Source organism: Candidatus Symbiothrix dinenymphae, from assembly GCF_001431085.1.
In genome coordinates, this window is record NZ_BBRU01000013.1 from 1 (window position 1) to 18,417 (window position 18,417).

Genomic DNA, 18,417 nt, shown 5'->3' on the forward strand with positions numbered 1-18,417 from the left:
ATTATATTAAACTGATACAGAGCAAGATAAATAGCCGACCCAGAGAAAAACTCGGCTTTAAATCTCCAACTGAAGTTTTTTATCTATCTTTGTAGAAATTTTGTCGCACTTAGAAGTTGAATCTGCGCGTGCACCCGAGTTAAGAGTTTTTTTTGTAATCTGCAAAATTATCACTACCTTTGCCGCCAAACAATGCTATTATGCAGACAAATCTTGTGATAAGTGATAATCTTGTGGAGGAGGCTTTTCGATATTCTCAAAACATATCCACAGAAAGGGAATTGATTGAAATTGCCCTGCGGGAGTATGTAATACACCGTAAACCAAAGAGTATCAAAGAATTAAAAGGGAAAATACAATTCCGTGAAGACTACGATTACAAACTAATGCGAGAAACGCTATGATACTTGTTGATACTTCGATATTGATTGGGTATTTCAGAGGGACAAGTGGTTCACCTTACGATAAATTAGATGAAATCATAGATAATCAAATTGTTTTTGGTATCAACAACCACATTTATCAAGAGGTATTGCAAGGCGCAAAGACAGAAGCCGAGTTTAATCAACTGAAAATGTATCTGGATATAATGCCATTTTACGATTTGTACAATGGCAGAAAATCATACGAAAATGCCGCACTGATGTACATGAAATGTCGAAAATCAGGCATTACGATAAGAAGTACCGTAGATTTAATAATCGCTCAAACGGCAATAGAAAACAATTTGTATTTATTGCACAACGATAGCGATTACATAAATATCGCCACAGTAGTTCAAGAGTTGAAACTTTATGAATAAAGTCGCCTTTGGAGGTGCTGTAATCAGCCGTTTCAGTTTAATTTTCCTGTTCAGTGTAGATTTTGTTTGTGTTGGGTTAAAAGCAAAACTCCATTAAAATCCATGTTTATCTAAAATATCAACAACTTATCAACAGCAAGCTGATGATAAGTTTTTTTTGAAAATATTTGGCTATTTATGATTTTATTCACTATTTTTGCAGCGTAAATTTCGGAGGTTATAACTATAGTATATTTATAGCATGAAAGTTAGAAAAATACATAGACTGCTAATTACACTTCTCATCGCTTCTTCACCGTTGAATAGCTTTGCTGCTATGAAACCCGGCATTCAGGTTGATGTGCGGCTCTCGCCGCCTTATTCGCTCTCCTTGTCGGATTTGCGGCTTCGGGAGGATTGCCGCCGTTATGGATTACTGTTACACCTACGGCGATTAATATCAACAACTTGGCTGTGCGGTTGTATATCAAAATGGAAACCAACACCAAGGTGACCATTGAAACCAATTTAAGGAAAATTATAAACAATTTAAAATATTAAAGTTATGAAAAAGAGAAATTTATTTGTGTTTATGGCGGCTTCAGTGCTGCTTTGTGCGTGTGGAAATGAGGATGAAACGCCGGTTACACCTCCTCCGTCTTTATCAGTGAATAAAGACACAGTTACTGCAAATAAAGATGCAGGGACGTATCAAATCGGTGTAAGTAGCAATGTGGGATGGACAGCTGCCGTTGATGCTTCTTCTGCTTGGTGTACGATTTCTCCCACAAGTGGTAATGGAAATGCTACTATTACGGTAACATTGGAAGCAAATCCAACGGTTATGGAGCGCACTGCTACTGTTACTATTCATGCTGCTACATTGCAGAAAGCAGTTACGATTATTCAAGAAGTGGGAGATACAACTTTGTTGGTTTCTCCAACATTCATTTATCCTGAAACTAATAATGCAGTGACTTCTTCCATCACTGTTACAAGCAATGTCGAGTGGACAACTGAAATTGAATATATCGTTGACCCCGATTGGCTATTTCCTGATAGAACTTGGTGTACTTTGCAACCATCTTCCGGTGTTGGCAGTGGCGTTATCACTGTCAATCTAAGCAACAACCCCAATGCACGCCGGTTGGCTATTGTTTCAATTAAGTCCGGCGACTTAGTACAAAAAGACACCATTATTCAGCATGGAGTGCTTCCTATGGAAGATGGCGTTACTATCAATGGCATTACATGGGCGACAAAGAATGTTGCCGGTTTTGGGGCTTTTGTTGATTTGCCTAATAATATAGGCAAATATTATCAATTTAACAGATTCGTGGGTTACAGTTATACTGATGGAGTTGTTGTGCCTGAAGTGAATCTTGATGGAGATACAAGTAGCGATTGGTTGCCAATTAATGACCCTTGCCCCGAAGGATGGCGAGTTCCAACATACGGAGAAACGCAAAATTTGAAAAATTCCGGTTATCGATATGTTAGCACAGATAAAGGATCATGGTTTGGTCCGGATGCTCAAACAGCAACATTTACGACACCGAGAAATGCAGTGTTTTTACCTACAGGCGGTGGTTTATGGGGAAATAATAGGAATGTTGAGAACCAAGGACTTTATTGGGTGAATCGTGTCCTGCGTGACTTTGATCCAATGTTGGCCTTTGAAGCTGGGGGATATACCAGCAAAAAGATTGCTCTTCCCATTCGCTGCGTAAAAGAATAGTATTTACAAATAGCCTCATTGTGAGCAAGTTAAAAAAAAGTCTGCAGTTCAGCATAGGTTATTTGCCTATGCTGAACAAGAGTCTATCATATAATCCTGCCTTTGTGATAATGAGCAATCATATCCATTTGTTAGTACGCAGTGAGTCGGTACAATTAAGCAACACGATAACGAACAGGGCTTCCTTCGTAGGGCGATGCTCTACGCTCGTGCTCGAAGGCTTTCAGCCTTAACCTGACGGTTATGCCCGAAGGGTGGGGTAATTGGTCTCCGTAATATTTAATGCCAATTGACCCTGAGTAAAAAAGGGAAATTTGTCGTGCACCCACGTTCAGACAAAAAATGGGTTTTTCGGTAAATTATATGGCACGATATTGCTGTCCCTACGGGTGGGGTGTAAAAAAGATGGATGTTTTATGAATATTGTTCGTTCATCATTTGTTTTTATCCCGTAGGGATTGTAGCTCGGTAGAAAATAGAATCGCCCCGCCCCCCCATTTCAGCATCCCGTAGGGATGCAACCGATTGCGGATTATGTTGCATCCCTACGGGTGGGGTGTCAAAAAGATTGTTATTTCCAAGAAAATATTCACGCAACTTTTTTCATAAGATTTATTTTTTCACCAAACAGAGTTTCACCAATATTTTCTTTTTTCCACTCCTTCAATCGATCTATTGAGACAGTTTCAAATTGTTTTTTCAAATTACTATTGTTGCCAAGCATAGCCGATATACAAAGCGACAAATCGCTAATTCCTACCGATTTGTTTGTTTTGACAAGTTCTTTGTATTTTCCAAAACAGGATTCTATAATGTCGCTCGAACAAATTACACACTCCCGTCCGCTCACCCTTAGCTGCATTTTATGAACATACTCTATAAATTTTGATTTGATAATCTCTGCGTTCGCATTGTTCTGTGCGTCAAGTAATTGCAATGCTTCGTTTATACTTGCCGTACTCATGCCATTTTTCTTCATTATTTTTTGTGTCTGATTCATGCTGCAAAGCAATTCGTAAGTCTCTAATATAAAGGTTTTGTATAGAGGCAAAAATTTTAATTTTTCGCATTCGTCTTCTGTTAAACAATTGTTTTCCAAAAGTTTAAGCATCTTTACTCCCCACTTGAAAAGTGGTGTCAGGTTCATGTATCGGGACATTATTCGTTGATTGGGAGGCACGATGCGAGCACATTTACCCATCGAAAGTTTTGCACGCATATCAGATAGTTCTTTTGTGTAATTCTTAAATATTTCATCTTCCTCAAAAAGATGCTGCATCATCCATGAAAATTTGTGATTTATATCTTCTATATGTTTGATATTCAAAATACTAAATGCCTTTGTCAGATTGCTTCCGAGGTCGGATACAGCATATTCAATCTGCTTAATATCTATGGTGTTTTTTATTACTTCTGCAATCTCTTCAGCCTTCCAAGACGTTGATACTTTTATTTTCAACGGAGTTATATCATTGTATTTCAAGTAACTACCCTTGTTTTCCATTGAAACAGGAACGGCTATTACAAACAATAATTTTTTGTTGCCAAATTGAATACTTTCATCGGCTATCAAAATCCATTTTTGGGTGTTAAAATATTCCTTTTCCCGAAAATTTCCTACACCTTGTTTTTTAGTCCAAAGCAGTATGGTAGTATGTGTTGGAGTCCCAAGATTTAAATGCAAGCAAAGATGAAGCTCGCAAAATATCTTACTCGCAGCCCTGAAACTAACACCAACACGCAATACTAACGATAATGCAAGTTGTATTATAAAATCGTCATAACGATGATATTTTGGACGATTTTTACAAGGCAATAATACTACGCTGTTATCTCGTTCAGTTTTTTTTTTATCTGCGACAAATCATTTTCATACCTGTCTGCACGCTCTTTATTTGCAAAAGATTTTTCTTTCCAACTGTCGCGACTGTGTTCTATTTCCTTAATTCGCTTTTTTAGTCGCTTAATCGCTTTGGAACGCTCAATTGATTTGGCTTTCCATAATTCAATACTTTGTTGCTCTTTTGTATCCATATTTATTATTCTTTTTGGCTGCAAAGATACATATTTAGAACGAATAAATAATGAAATTTTACATTCTTTTTTACACCCCACCCTACGGGATGCGGGGAGAAGGAGAGGTATGATTTTCTACCGAGCTATAATCCCTACGGGATAAAAACAGAACGCAAAAATTTCATCCGATTGTAATCTGTTTGACACCCCACCCTACGGGATGCGCCTACGGGACAGCAACATCCCCGACTCATAACTCTTCACTCATAACTCATAACTCATAACTATTTTGTACCTTTGCGCAAGTTTTGTTGTAACTGATTTATGGAAAATCATGGATTTATCAGAGTTGCTGTAGCCATTCCTGAAGTGCGGGTGGCGGATTGTGCGTTTAATGTGGAGCACATCACGGGATTGGTTTCGAAAGCCTGTTCGGAGGGTGTGAGAGCCTTGTGTTTTCCCGAATTGTCGCTGACGGCTTACACTTGTGCGGACTTGTTTTTGCAGAAAAATTTGACACTGAGCGCGGCGCAATCGTTGGTGCAATTGCTGGAAGACACGCGCGAGATGCCCGTCTGCTTCATCGTGGGTGCGCCGGTTGAGCACAAATCTAAATTGTATAACTGTGCAGTGGTGTGCTTTCAAGGGCAGATTTTGGGGATTGTGCCGAAAGTTTTTCTGCCCAACTATGCCGAATTTTACGAAAAACGCTGGTTTGAAGCCTATTCGCTGCAAACGCCCGTCACAGAAATCCAATATGCCGGACAGCAAACGCCTTTTGGCACGAATATCTTGTTTGAATTGACTGACGCGTTGACCTTTGCGATTGAGATTTGCGAGGATGTTTGGTCGGTAGTCCCGCCCAGTTCTTACCACGCTATGGCGGGTGCAAATCTTATTTTCAACCTCTCGGCGAGTGACGAACTGATTGGCAAACAGCACTATGTGAAATCGCTGTTGAGCCAGCAATCGGCACGCTGCCAAGCCGCCTACGTCTATGCCGCCGCCGGTTTTGGCGAATCAAGCACCGACTTGGTCTATGCAGGCAATGCCTATGTCTATGAAAACGGCAAATTGCTGGCACACGCGCAACGTTTTCAATATGCAGAACAGCTGATTTTCAGCGAAATAGATGTTGAATTATTGACAGCAGAGCGCAAAAAAAACACCACGTTTATCAGCCGTCCGGTGGCAGACAATTATCGCATCGTTACGATTTCCGGCAGGGGATTGCGGGTCAATAATCGTCTTTCCCGCTTCATCAACCCGACGCCATTCATCCCATCCACAGACCAATACAACGCCGGTTGCGAAGAAATTTTCTCCATTCAAGTGGCAGGATTGGCAAAGCGACTGATGCACACGCACTGCACACACCTCATCATCGGCGTGTCAGGCGGTTTGGACTCCACTTTGGCACTGTTGGTGTGCGCAAAAACGGTTGACAAACTTGGATTGCCGCGCCAAACCATTTGCGGCGTTACGATGCCCGGCTTTGGCACCACCGACCGCACCCGCACCAATGCCGTGCAATTGATGCAGTCGCTGGGCATTCAAATCAAAGAAATCAGCATCGTGGCAGCTTGTGAACAGCATTTTAAGGACATCGGGCACGACCCCAAAATTCACAACATCACCTACGAAAACACGCAAGCCCGCGAACGGACACAAATTCTCATGGATTTGTCCAACCAAATGAACGGTCTGGTGGTCGGCACGGGCGATTTGTCGGAGTTGGCACTCGGCTGGGCTACCTACAACGGCGACCATATTTCGATGTACGGTGTGAATTCCGGCATCCCGAAAACGCTCGTCCGCCATCTGGTGCGTTGGGCGGCAGAAACGCAGATGGACGAGAGCAGCAAGGCGACTTTGCAGGACATTATCAACACGCCTGTCAGCCCCGAACTGCTGCCGAAAAGTGCCGACGGCAGCATGACGCAATTCACGGAAGACGTGGTGGGACCCTACGAGTTGCACGATTTTTCCCTCTTTTACACCTTGCGCTACGGCTTCACGCCCGAAAAAATCTTTTTCCTCGCGCAACACGCTTTCAAGGGCAAATTTGATGATGCCACGATTCAAAAGTGGATGCAGGTATTCTATACGCGGTTTTTCAGTCAGCAATTCAAGCGCAGTTGCCTGCCGGACGGTCCGAAAGTGGGTTCGGTCAACCTCTCTCCGCGTGGTGATTGGCGGATGCCGAGCGATGCAAGTGTGGCGGGATGGCGCATTTTGTAATTTCGCTTATTGTCTGCCTCAGACTGAGATTGTTCTTTTCCAATAAATCCAATGCTTCCTTGTCGTTCAACCCGAAAAGTTTATGTAAAATACTTTGAGCACGATGGATTAACTTTTGATTAAGACATTCCACTTCTATCATATAGCAACCGTGAACTCTTCCTTGCAGTATCATGGCTGTTGTCGAAATAAAATTCAACACCTTTTTCGTAGCAGTGCCTGCTTTCATCCTTGTGGACCCGGCAACAAGTTCATGCCCCGAATGTAAGGAAATAACATTATCGCAGTAAGTGACAGGAACATTGACACTCTCCTGAATAAAGACGGTATAGGCACCCAGACTTTTCGCGAATGCCAATGCCGACTGTACATAATAAGCCGACCCGCTGACGGAAATGCCTATCACCGCATCCTGCTCATTGATGCCTGTAAGCAGCAGTTCCGGAATAGAACCGGCATCTTCTTCAAAATGCGTTTCGATGTCAATTGCCGCATCTGCCAAACCTCCCGAGATAAGCGTATAAACCCGTTCGCGGGGAAAACCGAACGTACAAGCCAATTCAACCGTATCAATCGCTGCCAGACGTCCGCTGGTTCCGGCTCCTACATAAATGAGGCGCCCGCCCTTAGCCAAGGCTTCTGCAACGCGGACGGCAACTTCGGCGATATCATCCAACGATTTCTTTAATTTCAGTCCTGCTTCTTCTTCGGCTTTGTACAACAATTTCACAATGCCGGAAGCATCCATCGTATGTAAATTCAAGGTTTCATCGTAAGGAATCTCCGTATTGATTTGTGAATATACTTTACCGGATTTTGTGGCGTTTTGTGCTATGCTTTCGCCCATGGCAAGCAGTACAGCACCAATCAGAGGCAAGGCATTGCCCTCGCGCATTACTTTTATTTGCACCTCTTTGTTCAGAAAAGCAAGAGAATCGTGGAGTTTTTCCTGTAATATATCTTCTATGGGATAATCACTTGTCTTGATAGCTTCCGCCAATCCGCCGCCAAGCAGGATAATATCGGTGTGATACAGCACACACGCCGTATATATCGCATTAGCCAATGCTTTTTCATAACGGCATCGTACTTCTTCATACCTGGAATCGGAAAAAATAAGGCTCAGGTCATGACCTGCACATTCGGCAATGGCGGATACTCCGGCTATTTGGTCATAAGAGCCGTCGGGCGTCATGACACAACCCAACAGGGGCAACATTTGATTCGGGTTCCATTTTCTTCCATTACGCCAAAGGGTAAAGCCTACGCCTGTGCCGACAGGCATAACGCCAATAGTATGAAATCCTTGCAGATAACCTCGCGCGGCGGCTCCGATTGCCGCAGCATCCGCATCATTAATCAGAGTTACCGGTGCTTGAAAACGTTGTTTTAGATAATTTATCCAGGATTTGTCTTTTAAGGGGTTCAAATGCGGGGCGGCGATGATTATATTTTCTCCTTTATAATCCACAACTCCGGCTGTCGAAATTCCTATGCCCATCACTTTGTCGTTGTCGTTTAAGACCAGAGACAATAACTCATCTAATGCAGCAATAAAATCCGCCGCCGTAGCCTGTTCGCCAAGGCGACTTCTGACTCTATTCACAGGTTTGGCAAGCACCCAATTTGAGATATTTTTTATTCCTGTAAGCGAGGGCGAATCAACCAAAACAACCTTTAACCAACTTCCTCCTATATCAATTCCCAAATATACTGCGTTCATCTATTTATTTTGTTTTCATTTTTCCGGTCCGTTCCACCTTGCTTCACCTCAATTTGGGGCAGTAATGGGTTGAACCTGACCATAGCGGATGCCCTGTTTCTCCCATTCAGCCAGAAAATAATCCAACCTTTTCAGGAAACTGTTGTAATCTTTTTTTTCGGGGGCAGTCCATCCCACTTCGGCATAAGCGGCTATGCGGGGATAGACTTTGGTGTTCATGTTTTGTTCGTCCGGCACTTGTTCCGTCCACATCTGACAGCCCAAACCCAGTACTTTCTTTTGCTGCTCTGCCGTCAAACCCTCGGGAACAGGTTGGAAAGAGTAGGCTTTTTCCAGAGGAATATACTTGTTGCCAAGCAAGTCAAGATAGGTCAGTAAATGGAATGAATTAACAATATCGTAACCTTCCTGTATAGTTTCCCGGATGAGGTCGATATTTCCCTCCCAACAATGCACGATGGCGTTGGACGTAAGCGGTTGTGTTATAATGTGGTCTTCGGGAAGCATCGGACGCCAATAATCAGGAATTACCTTGCCGAGCACCTCATTCCAACCCATGATGCGACGGTTTTTAGCGGCAAGCCAATGTGCTATTCGGTTAGTAAAGCTAACCTGAAGGTCGGCAGGCGACAGAATGTTGTGTTCCTGCATATATTGCACGATGGAAGGCGTATTTTTCCAGTATCTATAAGTCACTTCATCGCCGCCGATGTGTATCACATTGCCGGGAAACAAGGCTATTATTTCTTCCAACATATCTTTGATGAAATCCTCCACCGCAGGATTAGTCAGATTCAATACATCTGCCGACCCCAACCATGGATAGGAGGCTATGGCGGCACCGGAATGTCCCGGGATTTCTATTTCGGGCACAATGGTAATGTGTCGTGCGGCAGCATAAGCGACAATTTCTCGGATTTCTTCCTGAGTGTAAAAACTCGCGAATGATTTATTGAATGAAGAGTTATCACGGGCAGCACCTGTTTTTGTCAGTTCCGGATATTTTTTGATTTCAATGCGCCACCCCTGAATATCAACAAGATGCCAATGAAAAACATTCATTTTCAGGCGCGACATATTATCCAGCAATTTCAACACAACCTCTTTCCCGAGGAAATGGCGAGCTTCGTCCAACAAAAAAGCGCGCCAGCCAAGGGTCGGATAATCCGTAATCGTCCCACATTGTATCGTACCCGCCTGTCCCGATGCCTCCAATGCCGCCCCAAGCAATTGCCGCAAAGTCTGTATCCCATACAAAATACCGGCAGGCGCATTGGCTTTAATGACAATCCCTTTCGACTGAATGTCTAAAATATATCCCTCCGGATGTTTGGACAGCACGGAGGCATCTAATACGAGGGTGATGTCGCCCGATTTTTTGCCTTCTTGCAGGATGGGGTTTGCGGCGGCTGAGACGTGGCGCGCCACGTCTCTACAATATGTTGCTTCGTTTGCCAACTTTGGCGGGAACGCGATTGTCAGTTTATCTTTCAATTTGAAAGAACCTTTGCTGTATGCCACTTGCTGCGGCTCGGGCAAAACGGAATACGGGCGAATTTCGTCTTTACCGTAGGCATTAAAGCCTGACAAAAGACATACTGCTACACAACACTTACTTACTGTTTTCATTTTCATTTTTACTCTTTTTATTTTCATTTTTACTCTTTTTATTTACTAAAGTTCCGCAAAGGTATATATTTTTTTTTATTATATGTTATTTTTATACAATTCAGGATGCAAAGATTTCATTCTATTACCATGCAAAAGCCTCCATTCGGTATCAACTTGAACTGCAACACATCGCCTGCCGATGCCGTTACTTCGCGTATCTTAATATTGGTCATGGGCGTTTCGGGATGGTCTTCATATACTTTGAAGGTATAGCTTCCTTTTTTCAGAAAATCCAACTTGACTGAGATGGTACGTTCTGTTCCGGCATTGATAGCACCTAAATGCCATTCGTTGTCGTGTCGGCGCGCCATGCAGACGTACTCGCCCGGATAGCCGTCTATAAAAATCGTCTCGTCCCAAGTGGCTTTGATTTTTTTTAGTATTTCTTTTGCCGGAGAATTTAAATATGCTTCCGGTCTATCTGCCATGCAAACCCAGCCTGATTCAAAGATAAACGGCAAAGCCAATTCGTGTGCATACGTGGTAGAGCGGGGGTTTTCGTTGCGGATAGTAAACGTAACAGGGGTATAATCCATCGGACCTACGGTATTTCGCGTGAATGGAAGCGTGCAATTATGTCCGGAATTAGGACCTTTGCTCCCTTGAAATGTATAATACTCAGACCCTCTGACTCCTTCGCAAGTCATCAGGTTCGGGTATTTTCGGCGTTGCCCGCGAGGTAGGGTTTCGCCATGAAAACTAACCATCAGCCCGTAATCAATCGCCTCTTTCATTGCCGCTTCTCTGAATTGCATGGCATGCTGCTTGTCATTATCCACATAATCGATTTTAATGCCTTTGATGCCCAAATCACGATAGCTGCCATACACATGGTCACGTCCTTCCTTGGTTTTCAGAACATCAAATCCATCCCAGCCATAGACTTTGATGCCTTTGCCGTTGGCGTAATCCGTAAATTTTTTGAGCCAGGGCGTTGTTTCCCAAAGTTTGGTCGGCATGCTGTTTTCATACATACCCACTAATGCCACATCAAATTCTATCCATTGCCAATTCATTTCTACTGCCATATCGACGTATGCTTTAAGCGTATCAATGTAAGAATTAGCTCCATAATTCCCCCACCAGGGGAAAACGGCTACTCCCGGCTCCAACCACGACATGTCTTGAATGACGGATGGCGGATTCAAGTTTTCGACCATCGTGGATTCTACAATGGTTTTTAACCGGTCGCCGATAATAAACGTCCGCCAGGGCGATTCATAGAGATTGGAAACCGTGAATGATTTTTCGGGAAAAACGACTTTCAGTGAATTTTCCCGCACTTTTTGAAGATGAGTGGCCGGATGATTATAGACGTTCGCTTCTGTGAGCAAAAGCCATTGAGTGCCTGTTTGGATAAGTGCCGGATACGACAATTGTTCATCGCCGATAATTGACAGTTCCCGTTTAGGATAAAAATTCTCGTAATGAGGTGCATAATTCATCATCCATGTGGTGGCGTTTCCGGGTAAATCAAAGCAACTGTTTTCGGAAATAATCTCGATATCTCCTTCTTTCTCAATGACATACCGAAAGGCAACTCCGTCATTGTAAGCGCGACATTCGATGGTTATTTCATTTCCTGCTTTATTGCGAAAACAGTACCGCTTCTCAGTGCATTGATTGTGGTAAGTCTTTACTTTTCCGGTAGGGAGTTGGTAAGTTTCGTCAATGGACTCCGCGTATGCTTTCACAAAGGTAAGATTTTCCACAAACGACCAAGCCGAGTCCGCGCCGGTAACGCCCATGGCAGAGATTGAAATCACTTCCGTGTGCCCGTTAAAAACTTTGTAGGACAAACTGCCGGTGTTATCCGGCACAAGTTGCAGGGAGAATTTTCCGTCAGGAGATTTTACGGTAAATCCGGCGTTATTACAACAAGAGAATGAACCTGTCAGCAGGATTACAGCGAAATACTTTATTAAATTCATTTTGTTCATTTTAATTTATTTTTGGCTGCAAAGATACAAATATATATTTAATTCGCAATGCCGTTTTTTTTTTATTATATGCGTATATTGTAACAACGAACGGTTCTTCCATCTTCTTCCCCGTGTGCTTGCGCGGGGGATAATTTGAAGAACCGTTAATTGATACCGCAAAGGTAAGCATTATTTTTCAAACAAACAAACTTTTTTCTAATTAGTGTCTGACGACAAATTTCCCTTTCGTTTTTTTACGACCACATAATTCATAACTCATAACTATTTTGTACCTTTGCGCCAAAAATGATAAAGATATGGAAGCAGTTGCAACAGAAACTCTGAAAAAAAGAAAAGCATCTCCGACAATGGATGTTTTACATGAAATTTACCGTCTCCCTATATCGGAGCGGATGTATATAGTGGAGCGCACGATACACTCTGTCCGCGCTGAAGATAGTGTCCATTCATTGGAAAAAGCGGTTAATTTGATGGCTGATGAGTATCGAACAAATAAAGAATTGACCGCATTTACCCACTTAGATAATGCCGATTTCCATGAAACAAGGTGAAATATGGCGGGTAAACTTAGACCCAAATTTGTGTAAAACGTTTGGGCATATCACAGCTTATGAGCTGGAACAAGTCATAGATAAAATAACGAAAGTTGTTGGGTATAACTAAGAAGATTTTATCTTTTATAGTTATGAATTTTTATTACTGTTTATGGATGCAAAAGGGATTTATAATCACTAATGTATTTTCTGTGATTTGATTATGTTGTAAATCTTCTGAATATATCGTGTTACAGCCACTTTCAATGGCTGCGGCAACAATTAAACTATCGTAAAACGAAAACTGATAGCGGTCGGCAATACTGCAAGCTTTGAAAACGGTTTGTTGAGTATTGATATAAACTTCGCCACAGTTTTGGATACATTCTACCAGCAATGCCTGAATGACATCATACTTTGCCTTGAATTTGCGGCTCAATGTATTACTGATTTCTTGCAATACTTGCGTACTGATTACGCTATTATTATTGTTAATCAACAATTTGGCTATCGTTTGCTTATCTTTTTCTTCATTATGATAAGCATAAATCACCACATTGCTGTCAAGGAAAACTTTATTTCTATCGTTCATTGGCTTCTTCTCTATCAAATTTATATTCAACAGGTGCTTTAAGCCCAAAATCCGTGAAAGTTACTTTCTTCTCTTTGAAAAAAGCAGCTTCCGAAATAACTTCTTCCACAGGAAAAATAATGATTTCCAATTTCTTACCCACATAATCTCTGGGAATAGGAAGTGTACATTGCTCATTTTGAGGGGTGTAAACAGTACGTAACATATATCAATAATTTTAAATCATGGGTAAGTTCAATTAGTAACTGCGAAAAATCGCTATTACGAGCAACCTAGATTTTGCTCGTAAATAAAGAGGTCGCGAATAAAACTTCTAAGAACGACAAAAGTAAAAAAACAGAGAGAAAAATTCTCATTATGAAAACGTATCAAGACATTCCGGCAGACAAGCCACAGATGGTTAGCGACGTTGCTGTGGCGGCGTATGAAGTGGCGTATGAGGTTGCTCAGCCGCAACCGTATCTGACCGTTGCACACGAGTTTATCATCCCGCGCGACAAGTATGGTAAACCTATAGGACATACTTTGGATGAAGTGTTTGATGCAATTGACTTGGATTGGTCGGAAACATCCGGCATTGATTTCATGAAACTTTCCCGAATGGCACGTTCCGGCGAAGTTGATATGGACGAAATGACCGATGAACGACTGCACAGTCCCGAATTTAGGTATGAACCGTATCCCGGATTTAAGCCAAAACCGCGCAAAAAAGTTGAACTTGCCCCCGAATGGTTAGCTGCCATGGAAAGAGTTTTTGAAGATGAAAAACTATGAATTATTTTAGACCGGTTATTATTTCTGACCAAGCCGAAGCGGATATCCAAAACACATTCAACTGCATTTATGTTGAGCGTGTGATTGCCGGTTCGATGATTCATTAACGATAATCCGCTTTAGTGATGGGCTGTGATGGCGGTCGCAATCGACTGATTTTCAGCAAAAAGTGCGGAGTAGTCGGCAAAAAAGTCGTGGTGCAGAATTACCGCATTTTGTTTATGTCATAAGTTTTTTTTAGATGACTATCCGCAATCATACCACTTGGCTTTCGCTCTTTGTCCCGCAGGGACAGCACTTTATTAACCGTAGACTTCAGTCTACGGGAGTGACGGAGCCCACACCCCAAAGTCCCGCATGGGACGACACATTGTTATTCAGCAAAATTGCACTCATCTCACGTGCCGTCCCATGCGGGACTAATGGAATCTTATCATTTTTATACCGTAGACTGAAGTCTACGGTTAATAAAGTGCTGTCCCTGCGGGACAAAACCAGAAAATTGCTTGCAGGAAACGCTATTTAGTGGTATGATTGCGGATAGTCATATTTTTTTATTATGAATTTTTATTACTGTTTATGGATGCAAAAGGGATTTATAATCACTAATGTATTTTCTATGATTTGATTATGTTGTAAATCTTCTGAATATATCGTGTTACAGCCACTTGCAATGGCTGCGGCAACAATTAAACACCATCGCGAGAAAGAACCTTCACATCATTAATACCTGTTCATTGTCAGCCACTCCACCTCCTCCTTCGTCAATAAACCGTTATCGAGCAGTGACTTATCTATCGGGCAGCGGGTGAGCGTTTCAAATTGATAGTACTCGCCACATTCGGTTGTTGCTGCGGGGATGCAGAGCAGCAAATTTTCGATGCGGATGCCGTAGCGACCGGCTTTGTAAATGCCCGGCTCGTTGGAGGTGAGCATCCCCGGCTCAATCGGGGTCGGGTTGTAATTCATGCGGATGCTTTGCGGTCCTTCGTGCACGCTTAGGCAGTGCCCTACGCCGTGTCCTGTGCCGTGGAGGTAGTTTTGACCGTCTTGCCAAATGAATTGACGTGCCAGGATGTCGAGTTGCGTCCCGACCGTTCCTTTCGGAAATTTCGCGCGTGCCAGGGCGATATGCCCTTTCAGCAGCATGGTGAAATCGCGCTTCATCTCGTCCGTCACCGTTCCAACGGCGATGGTGCGGGTCAGGTCGGTGGTGCCATCCAAATAATGCGCACCGGAATCCACCAGCAGCAACCCCTCGGGCAAAATTCGCGCGTTGCTTTCAGGCGTTGGCGTGTAATGCACAATCGCGCCGTGCGCACCGTAAGCCGCAATCGTTTCAAAACTTTCGCTCACAAAATAGTCCTGCTCGCTACGCAATTCCAGCAATTTGCGGCTGACATCCAATTCCGTAACAACCTGATAGTCTGCCAATTGCTGCCTTAGCCACGCCTCAAATTTGACCAACGCCACCTCATCGCGCTGCATCGCATTGCGAAAACCGGCTATTTCCACCTCATTTTTGATGGCTTTCATTTGGTCAATCGGGTGCACATCCACTTCTATCACTTGACCCGCAATCCCATGATTAGAGCCGTCATTGCGGGCTTGACCCGCAATCCCATGATTAGAACCGTCATTGCGGGCTTGACCCGCAATCCTCTGATATAAATGATAATTGACTTTATTCGGAGCAATCAGCACCACAGGGCAGCCATTGTTGGAAGCCGCCAGCGTTGCCTCTACAAAAGCATCCATCGCATCATACTCCGCCAACGTCACCCCCTCACCCCGCAAATAATCCTTTACCTCATCAGTCAGTTTTCTGAAATCCATGAACAGCACCGCCTCTGTATCGCTCACAAAGGCATAACTCACTGCCACGGGATTGTAGCGAATGTCGCTGCCACGCAGGTTAAACAGCCACGCAATCGAATCCAATGCCGCCAAAACGGTGCAATTCGCCTTTTGTGCATGCAGTGCCTCGCGCAACCGCTGAATTTTGCTGCGAACACTCTCGCCCGTAAAATGTTCCGACAAAATAAATGCCTTGTTCAGCGGAATTTCAGGACGATTTTCCCACCATATATTATATGGTGCAAAATCCGTGTTTACGGCAATCCGTTTTTTTCCAAAATAGTAGAGCAAACTCCTTGCCTGCGAAGCCACAAAAACCTCACCCTCAAAGCCGATGGTGTCGCCTGCCGAAAGTTCATCCGTCAGCCACGCCTCGAGCGAAGGTGTATCGGGCAATCCTGCCTTAAACAGCACTATACCGGTGTTTTGCAGCTGCTCATCCGCCTGCAAAAAGTACCGCGAATCCGTCCACAGCCCCGCCTTGAGGAGTGTTACGACCAGCATCCCCGCCGAACCGGTGAAGCCCGACAACCATTGCAAAGTTTTCCAATGGTCGGGCGTATATTCGCCGCAATGCGGGTCTGTCAGCGGCACTATGACGGCTTGTACAGAGGCTTCCTGCATTGCTTGGCGCAACTTTTCTATGTTTGATTGTTTCATTTTGCAAAGGTAATGATTTTCATGAAAAAATTATCCATAACTAAAAAGTATTCCTTACCTTTGCGCTCAAAATATAAATAAAAAATAATGATAAATATGAAAACATTAAAAAACTTGTCTTTATGCGCCTTATGTGCGTGTGTGAGCTTGTCGGCTACTGCTCAAAGTTATCCTTTCAACGATGCGCAACGCTCTGTAGATGAACGAGTTGCAGACTTGGTTGCCCGATTGACACTTGAAGAAAAAGTGTTGCAGATGCTTAACAATGCTCCGGCTATAGACCGGCTTGGCATCCCGGCTTACAACTGGTGGAACGAATGTCTGCATGGTGTTGCGCGCACCGATTACAAGGTAACCGTTTTCCCACAGGCTATTGGGATGGCTGCGGCTTGGGATGTGCCCCTGTTGGAACAGGTTGCCGTCGCTATCTCCGACGAGGGGAGAGCCATCTATCACGATGCCTCATCCAAAGGCAATCGGACTATTTATCATGGGCTAACCTATTGGACACCAAACCTCAATATTGCTCGCGACCCGCGTTGGGGGCGCGCTCAGGAAACTTACGGTGAAGACCCTTTTTTGACCGCTGCGATGGGCAAATCTTTTGTTCGCGGATTGCAGGGCGATGACCCCAAATACCTGAAAGCAGCCGCCTGTGCCAAGCATTATGCCGTGCATAGCGGACCGGAAAACACGCGGAATTATTTCAACACCGTTGTCAGCCCTTATGACTTGTGGGACACTTACCTCCCCGCCTTTCGCGCGTTGGTGATGGAAGCCAATGTGGCGGGGGTGATGTGCGCCTACAATGGCTATAACGGGCAGCCCTGTTGCGGCAACGACCAACTTATGCTGCAGATTTTACGAAACGAGTGGGGCTTCTCCGGCTATGTGGCTTCGGATTGCGAGGCGATAGATAATTTCTATAAACACCACAAGACCCATCCCGATGCGGCTCATGCGGCGGCCGATGCTGTCTTTCACGGCACAGATATTGATTGCGGCAGGGAAGCCTACAAAGCATTGGTAGATGCAGTGAAAACAGGTTTGATTACGGAAACCCAAATTGATGTGTCCCTCAAACGCCTGTTCACTATCCGTTTTCGATTGGGTATGTTTGACCCCGCAGAAGCCGTGAGCTATGCCAAAATACCCGTTTCCACATTAGAATCGCCTGCCCACAAGGCTTTGGCGGCTAAAATCACGCGGGAGTCTATCGTGTTGTTAAAGAATGATAAAAATATTTTGCCGCTGAGCAAAAAATTGAAAAAAGTGGCGGTTGTGGGACCCAATGCAGACAATGAAACAACGCTGCTGGGCAGTTACAACGGCGTTCCAACCACGATAAGTACGCCACTGAAGGCGATACAAAGTAAGTTAAAGAATGTTACCATTACCTACGAAAAAGGCATTGATTTCGTGCTCCCTTCCGAAAAAAGCAGCGAAGAAATTGCAACTTTAGCCAAACGTCTCAAAGGTTATGATGTTGTCATATATGTAGGCGGTATTTCGCCTCAGATAGAGAGGACAAAGGGAGTTGATGACCGCAGGAGCATCCTGTTGCCGAAAGTGCAGACGACTTTGATGCAGGCGTTGCATGCCGAGAATATCCCTGTGGTGTTTGTGATGATGACCGGAAGTGCGATTGCCACGCCTTGGGAGTCGGAAAATATCCCCGCCATTCTCAACGTCTGGTATGGCGGGCAAGATGCGGGCAATGCTATTGCAGATGTTCTGTTTGGCGACTACAACCCTTCGGGCAAATTGCCGGTCACGTTTTATGCAAAAGACAGCGACCTGCCGCCTTTCAATTCGTATGAAATGAAAAATCGCACTTACCGCTATTTCGATGGCGAGGTGCTGTATCCGTTCGGGTATGGCTTGAGGT

17 protein-coding genes are annotated in these 18,417 nt (G+C 43.9%); 8 read left to right on the forward strand and 9 right to left on the reverse strand.

Annotation, left to right across the window (positions count from 1 at the left end; genetic code table 11):
• The first annotated feature begins 200 nt into the window (after window positions 1–200).
• Together ASC50_RS08350 and vapC are read left to right on the forward strand one after the other, a co-directional pair.
• Complete coding sequence (locus ASC50_RS08350) at window positions 201–404, forward strand: type II toxin-antitoxin system VapB family antitoxin (protein WP_055430839.1); 204 nt, start codon at window positions 201–203, stop codon at window positions 402–404.
• Window positions 401–802 (forward strand): type II toxin-antitoxin system VapC family toxin, encoded by a 402-nt coding sequence (gene vapC, locus ASC50_RS00350; RefSeq protein ID WP_055430840.1) that lies wholly within the window; start codon window positions 401–403, stop codon window positions 800–802. The genes ASC50_RS08350 and vapC overlap by 4 nt, the downstream gene beginning before the upstream one ends.
• 314 nt (window positions 803–1,116) lie before the next feature.
• Here vapC and ASC50_RS06975 read toward each other — a convergent pair whose 3' ends face one another.
• The gene (locus ASC50_RS06975) at window positions 1,117–1,299 is read right to left on the reverse strand and encodes a hypothetical protein (protein ID WP_158648204.1); all 183 of its coding nucleotides are present in this window, start codon (window positions 1,297–1,299) and stop codon (window positions 1,117–1,119) included.
• Between the two features lie 74 nt (window positions 1,300–1,373).
• Between ASC50_RS06975 and ASC50_RS00355 the strand changes: the two genes are divergently transcribed.
• Window positions 1,374–2,519 carry a BACON domain-containing protein gene (locus ASC50_RS00355; protein WP_055430841.1) on the forward strand — a complete coding sequence of 382 codons (1,146 nt, stop codon included), beginning with the start codon at window positions 1,374–1,376 and terminating at the stop codon, window positions 2,517–2,519.
• A gap of 20 nt (window positions 2,520–2,539) precedes the next feature.
• Complete coding sequence (locus ASC50_RS06980; RefSeq protein ID WP_158648205.1) at window positions 2,540–2,752, forward strand: hypothetical protein; 213 nt, start codon at window positions 2,540–2,542, stop codon at window positions 2,750–2,752.
• Between the two features lie 356 nt (window positions 2,753–3,108).
• On the opposite strand, the gene ASC50_RS00360 is transcribed toward ASC50_RS06980, so the two are convergent.
• Together ASC50_RS00360 and ASC50_RS00365 are read right to left on the reverse strand one after the other, a co-directional pair.
• Window positions 3,109–4,335: a hypothetical protein gene (locus tag ASC50_RS00360; RefSeq protein ID WP_158648206.1), complete on the reverse strand. Its 1,227-nt coding sequence runs from the start codon at window positions 4,333–4,335 to the stop codon at window positions 3,109–3,111.
• A 5-nt stretch (window positions 4,336–4,340) separates the two neighbouring features.
• Window positions 4,341–4,553, reverse strand: coding sequence for a hypothetical protein (locus ASC50_RS00365; protein WP_055431042.1), 213 nt, complete (start codon window positions 4,551–4,553; stop codon window positions 4,341–4,343).
• Between the two features lie 306 nt (window positions 4,554–4,859).
• Here ASC50_RS00365 and ASC50_RS00370 point away from each other — a divergent pair, with 306 nt between their 5' ends.
• Window positions 4,860–6,776 carry an NAD(+) synthase gene (locus ASC50_RS00370; RefSeq protein ID WP_055432927.1) on the forward strand — a complete coding sequence of 639 codons (1,917 nt, stop codon included), beginning with the start codon at window positions 4,860–4,862 and terminating at the stop codon, window positions 6,774–6,776.
• Here ASC50_RS00370 and ASC50_RS00375 read toward each other — a convergent pair.
• The 3 genes from ASC50_RS00375 to ASC50_RS00385 form a co-directional block, all read right to left on the reverse strand.
• Window positions 6,706–8,499, reverse strand: a complete 1,794-nt coding sequence (locus ASC50_RS00375; RefSeq protein WP_055432926.1) for an N-acetylmuramic acid 6-phosphate etherase — start codon at window positions 8,497–8,499, stop codon at window positions 6,706–6,708. The two genes, ASC50_RS00370 and ASC50_RS00375, sit on opposite strands and share 71 nt — an antisense overlap.
• A 48-nt stretch (window positions 8,500–8,547) precedes the next feature.
• The gene (locus ASC50_RS00380) at window positions 8,548–10,128 is read right to left on the reverse strand and encodes a beta-N-acetylhexosaminidase (RefSeq protein ID WP_082591990.1); all 1,581 of its coding nucleotides are present in this window, start codon (window positions 10,126–10,128) and stop codon (window positions 8,548–8,550) included.
• Window positions 10,129–10,244: 116 nt separating this feature from the next.
• Window positions 10,245–12,110 (reverse strand): glycoside hydrolase family 97 protein, encoded by a 1,866-nt coding sequence (locus tag ASC50_RS00385; RefSeq protein ID WP_055430902.1) that lies wholly within the window; start codon window positions 12,108–12,110, stop codon window positions 10,245–10,247.
• Window positions 12,111–12,409: 299 nt separating this feature from the next.
• On the opposite strand from ASC50_RS00385, the gene ASC50_RS00390 reads away from it, so the two are divergent.
• Window positions 12,410–12,664: a hypothetical protein gene (locus ASC50_RS00390; RefSeq protein WP_056928550.1), complete on the forward strand. Its 255-nt coding sequence runs from the start codon at window positions 12,410–12,412 to the stop codon at window positions 12,662–12,664.
• Between the two features lie 145 nt (window positions 12,665–12,809).
• Here the strand turns inward: ASC50_RS00390 and ASC50_RS00395 are convergent, their stop codons facing one another.
• Together ASC50_RS00395 and ASC50_RS00400 are read right to left on the reverse strand one after the other, a co-directional pair.
• Window positions 12,810–13,238 (reverse strand): PIN domain-containing protein, encoded by a 429-nt coding sequence (locus ASC50_RS00395; protein WP_055430703.1) that lies wholly within the window; start codon window positions 13,236–13,238, stop codon window positions 12,810–12,812.
• Window positions 13,228–13,443 carry a hypothetical protein gene (locus tag ASC50_RS00400; RefSeq protein ID WP_055430704.1) on the reverse strand — a complete coding sequence of 72 codons (216 nt, stop codon included), beginning with the start codon at window positions 13,441–13,443 and terminating at the stop codon, window positions 13,228–13,230. Before ASC50_RS00400 ends, ASC50_RS00395 begins: the two co-directional genes overlap by 11 nt.
• A gap of 152 nt (window positions 13,444–13,595) precedes the next feature.
• Here ASC50_RS00400 and ASC50_RS00405 point away from each other — a divergent pair, with 152 nt between their 5' ends.
• Window positions 13,596–14,012: a hypothetical protein gene (locus tag ASC50_RS00405; RefSeq protein ID WP_158648207.1), complete on the forward strand. Its 417-nt coding sequence runs from the start codon at window positions 13,596–13,598 to the stop codon at window positions 14,010–14,012.
• Window positions 14,013–14,735: 723 nt separating this feature from the next.
• Here the strand turns inward: ASC50_RS00405 and ASC50_RS00410 are convergent.
• Entirely contained in the window at window positions 14,736–16,529 is a 1,794-nt protein-coding gene (locus ASC50_RS00410) for an aminopeptidase P family protein (RefSeq protein ID WP_056928551.1), read from the reverse strand.
• A gap of 96 nt (window positions 16,530–16,625) precedes the next feature.
• Between ASC50_RS00410 and ASC50_RS00415 the strand changes: the two genes are divergently transcribed.
• On the forward strand, window positions 16,626–18,417 hold a 1,792-nt coding region (locus tag ASC50_RS00415), incomplete at its 3' end, for a glycoside hydrolase family 3 C-terminal domain-containing protein (RefSeq protein ID WP_056928552.1).

What these genes read in the sequence shown, in the direction of transcription:
- ASC50_RS00370 (WP_055432927.1), top strand. Translation starts at nt 4,860, where the DNA reads ATGGAAAATCATGGATTTATCAGAGTTGCTGTAGCCATTCCTGAAGTG.
- ASC50_RS00380 (WP_082591990.1), bottom strand. Translation starts at nt 10,128, where the DNA reads ATGAAAACAGTAAGTAAGTGTTGTGTAGCAGTATGTCTTTTGTCAGGC.
- ASC50_RS00365 (WP_055431042.1), bottom strand. Translation starts at nt 4,553, where the DNA reads ATGGATACAAAAGAGCAACAAAGTATTGAATTATGGAAAGCCAAATCA.
- ASC50_RS00410 (WP_056928551.1), bottom strand. Translation starts at nt 16,529, where the DNA reads ATGAAACAATCAAACATAGAAAAGTTGCGCCAAGCAATGCAGGAAGCC.
- ASC50_RS06975 (WP_158648204.1), bottom strand. Translation starts at nt 1,299, where the DNA reads ATGGTCACCTTGGTGTTGGTTTCCATTTTGATATACAACCGCACAGCC.
- ASC50_RS00405 (WP_158648207.1), top strand. Translation starts at nt 13,596, where the DNA reads ATGAAAACGTATCAAGACATTCCGGCAGACAAGCCACAGATGGTTAGC.
- ASC50_RS00385 (WP_055430902.1), bottom strand. Translation starts at nt 12,110, where the DNA reads ATGAACAAAATGAATTTAATAAAGTATTTCGCTGTAATCCTGCTGACA.
- ASC50_RS00395 (WP_055430703.1), bottom strand. Translation starts at nt 13,238, where the DNA reads ATGAACGATAGAAATAAAGTTTTCCTTGACAGCAATGTGGTGATTTAT.
- ASC50_RS08350 (WP_055430839.1), top strand. Translation starts at nt 201, where the DNA reads ATGCAGACAAATCTTGTGATAAGTGATAATCTTGTGGAGGAGGCTTTT.
- ASC50_RS00400 (WP_055430704.1), bottom strand. Translation starts at nt 13,443, where the DNA reads ATGTTACGTACTGTTTACACCCCTCAAAATGAGCAATGTACACTTCCT.
- ASC50_RS00390 (WP_056928550.1), top strand. Translation starts at nt 12,410, where the DNA reads ATGGAAGCAGTTGCAACAGAAACTCTGAAAAAAAGAAAAGCATCTCCG.
- ASC50_RS00355 (WP_055430841.1), top strand. Translation starts at nt 1,374, where the DNA reads ATGGCGGCTTCAGTGCTGCTTTGTGCGTGTGGAAATGAGGATGAAACG.
- vapC (WP_055430840.1), top strand. Translation starts at nt 401, where the DNA reads ATGATACTTGTTGATACTTCGATATTGATTGGGTATTTCAGAGGGACA.
- ASC50_RS00375 (WP_055432926.1), bottom strand. Translation starts at nt 8,499, where the DNA reads ATGAACGCAGTATATTTGGGAATTGATATAGGAGGAAGTTGGTTAAAG.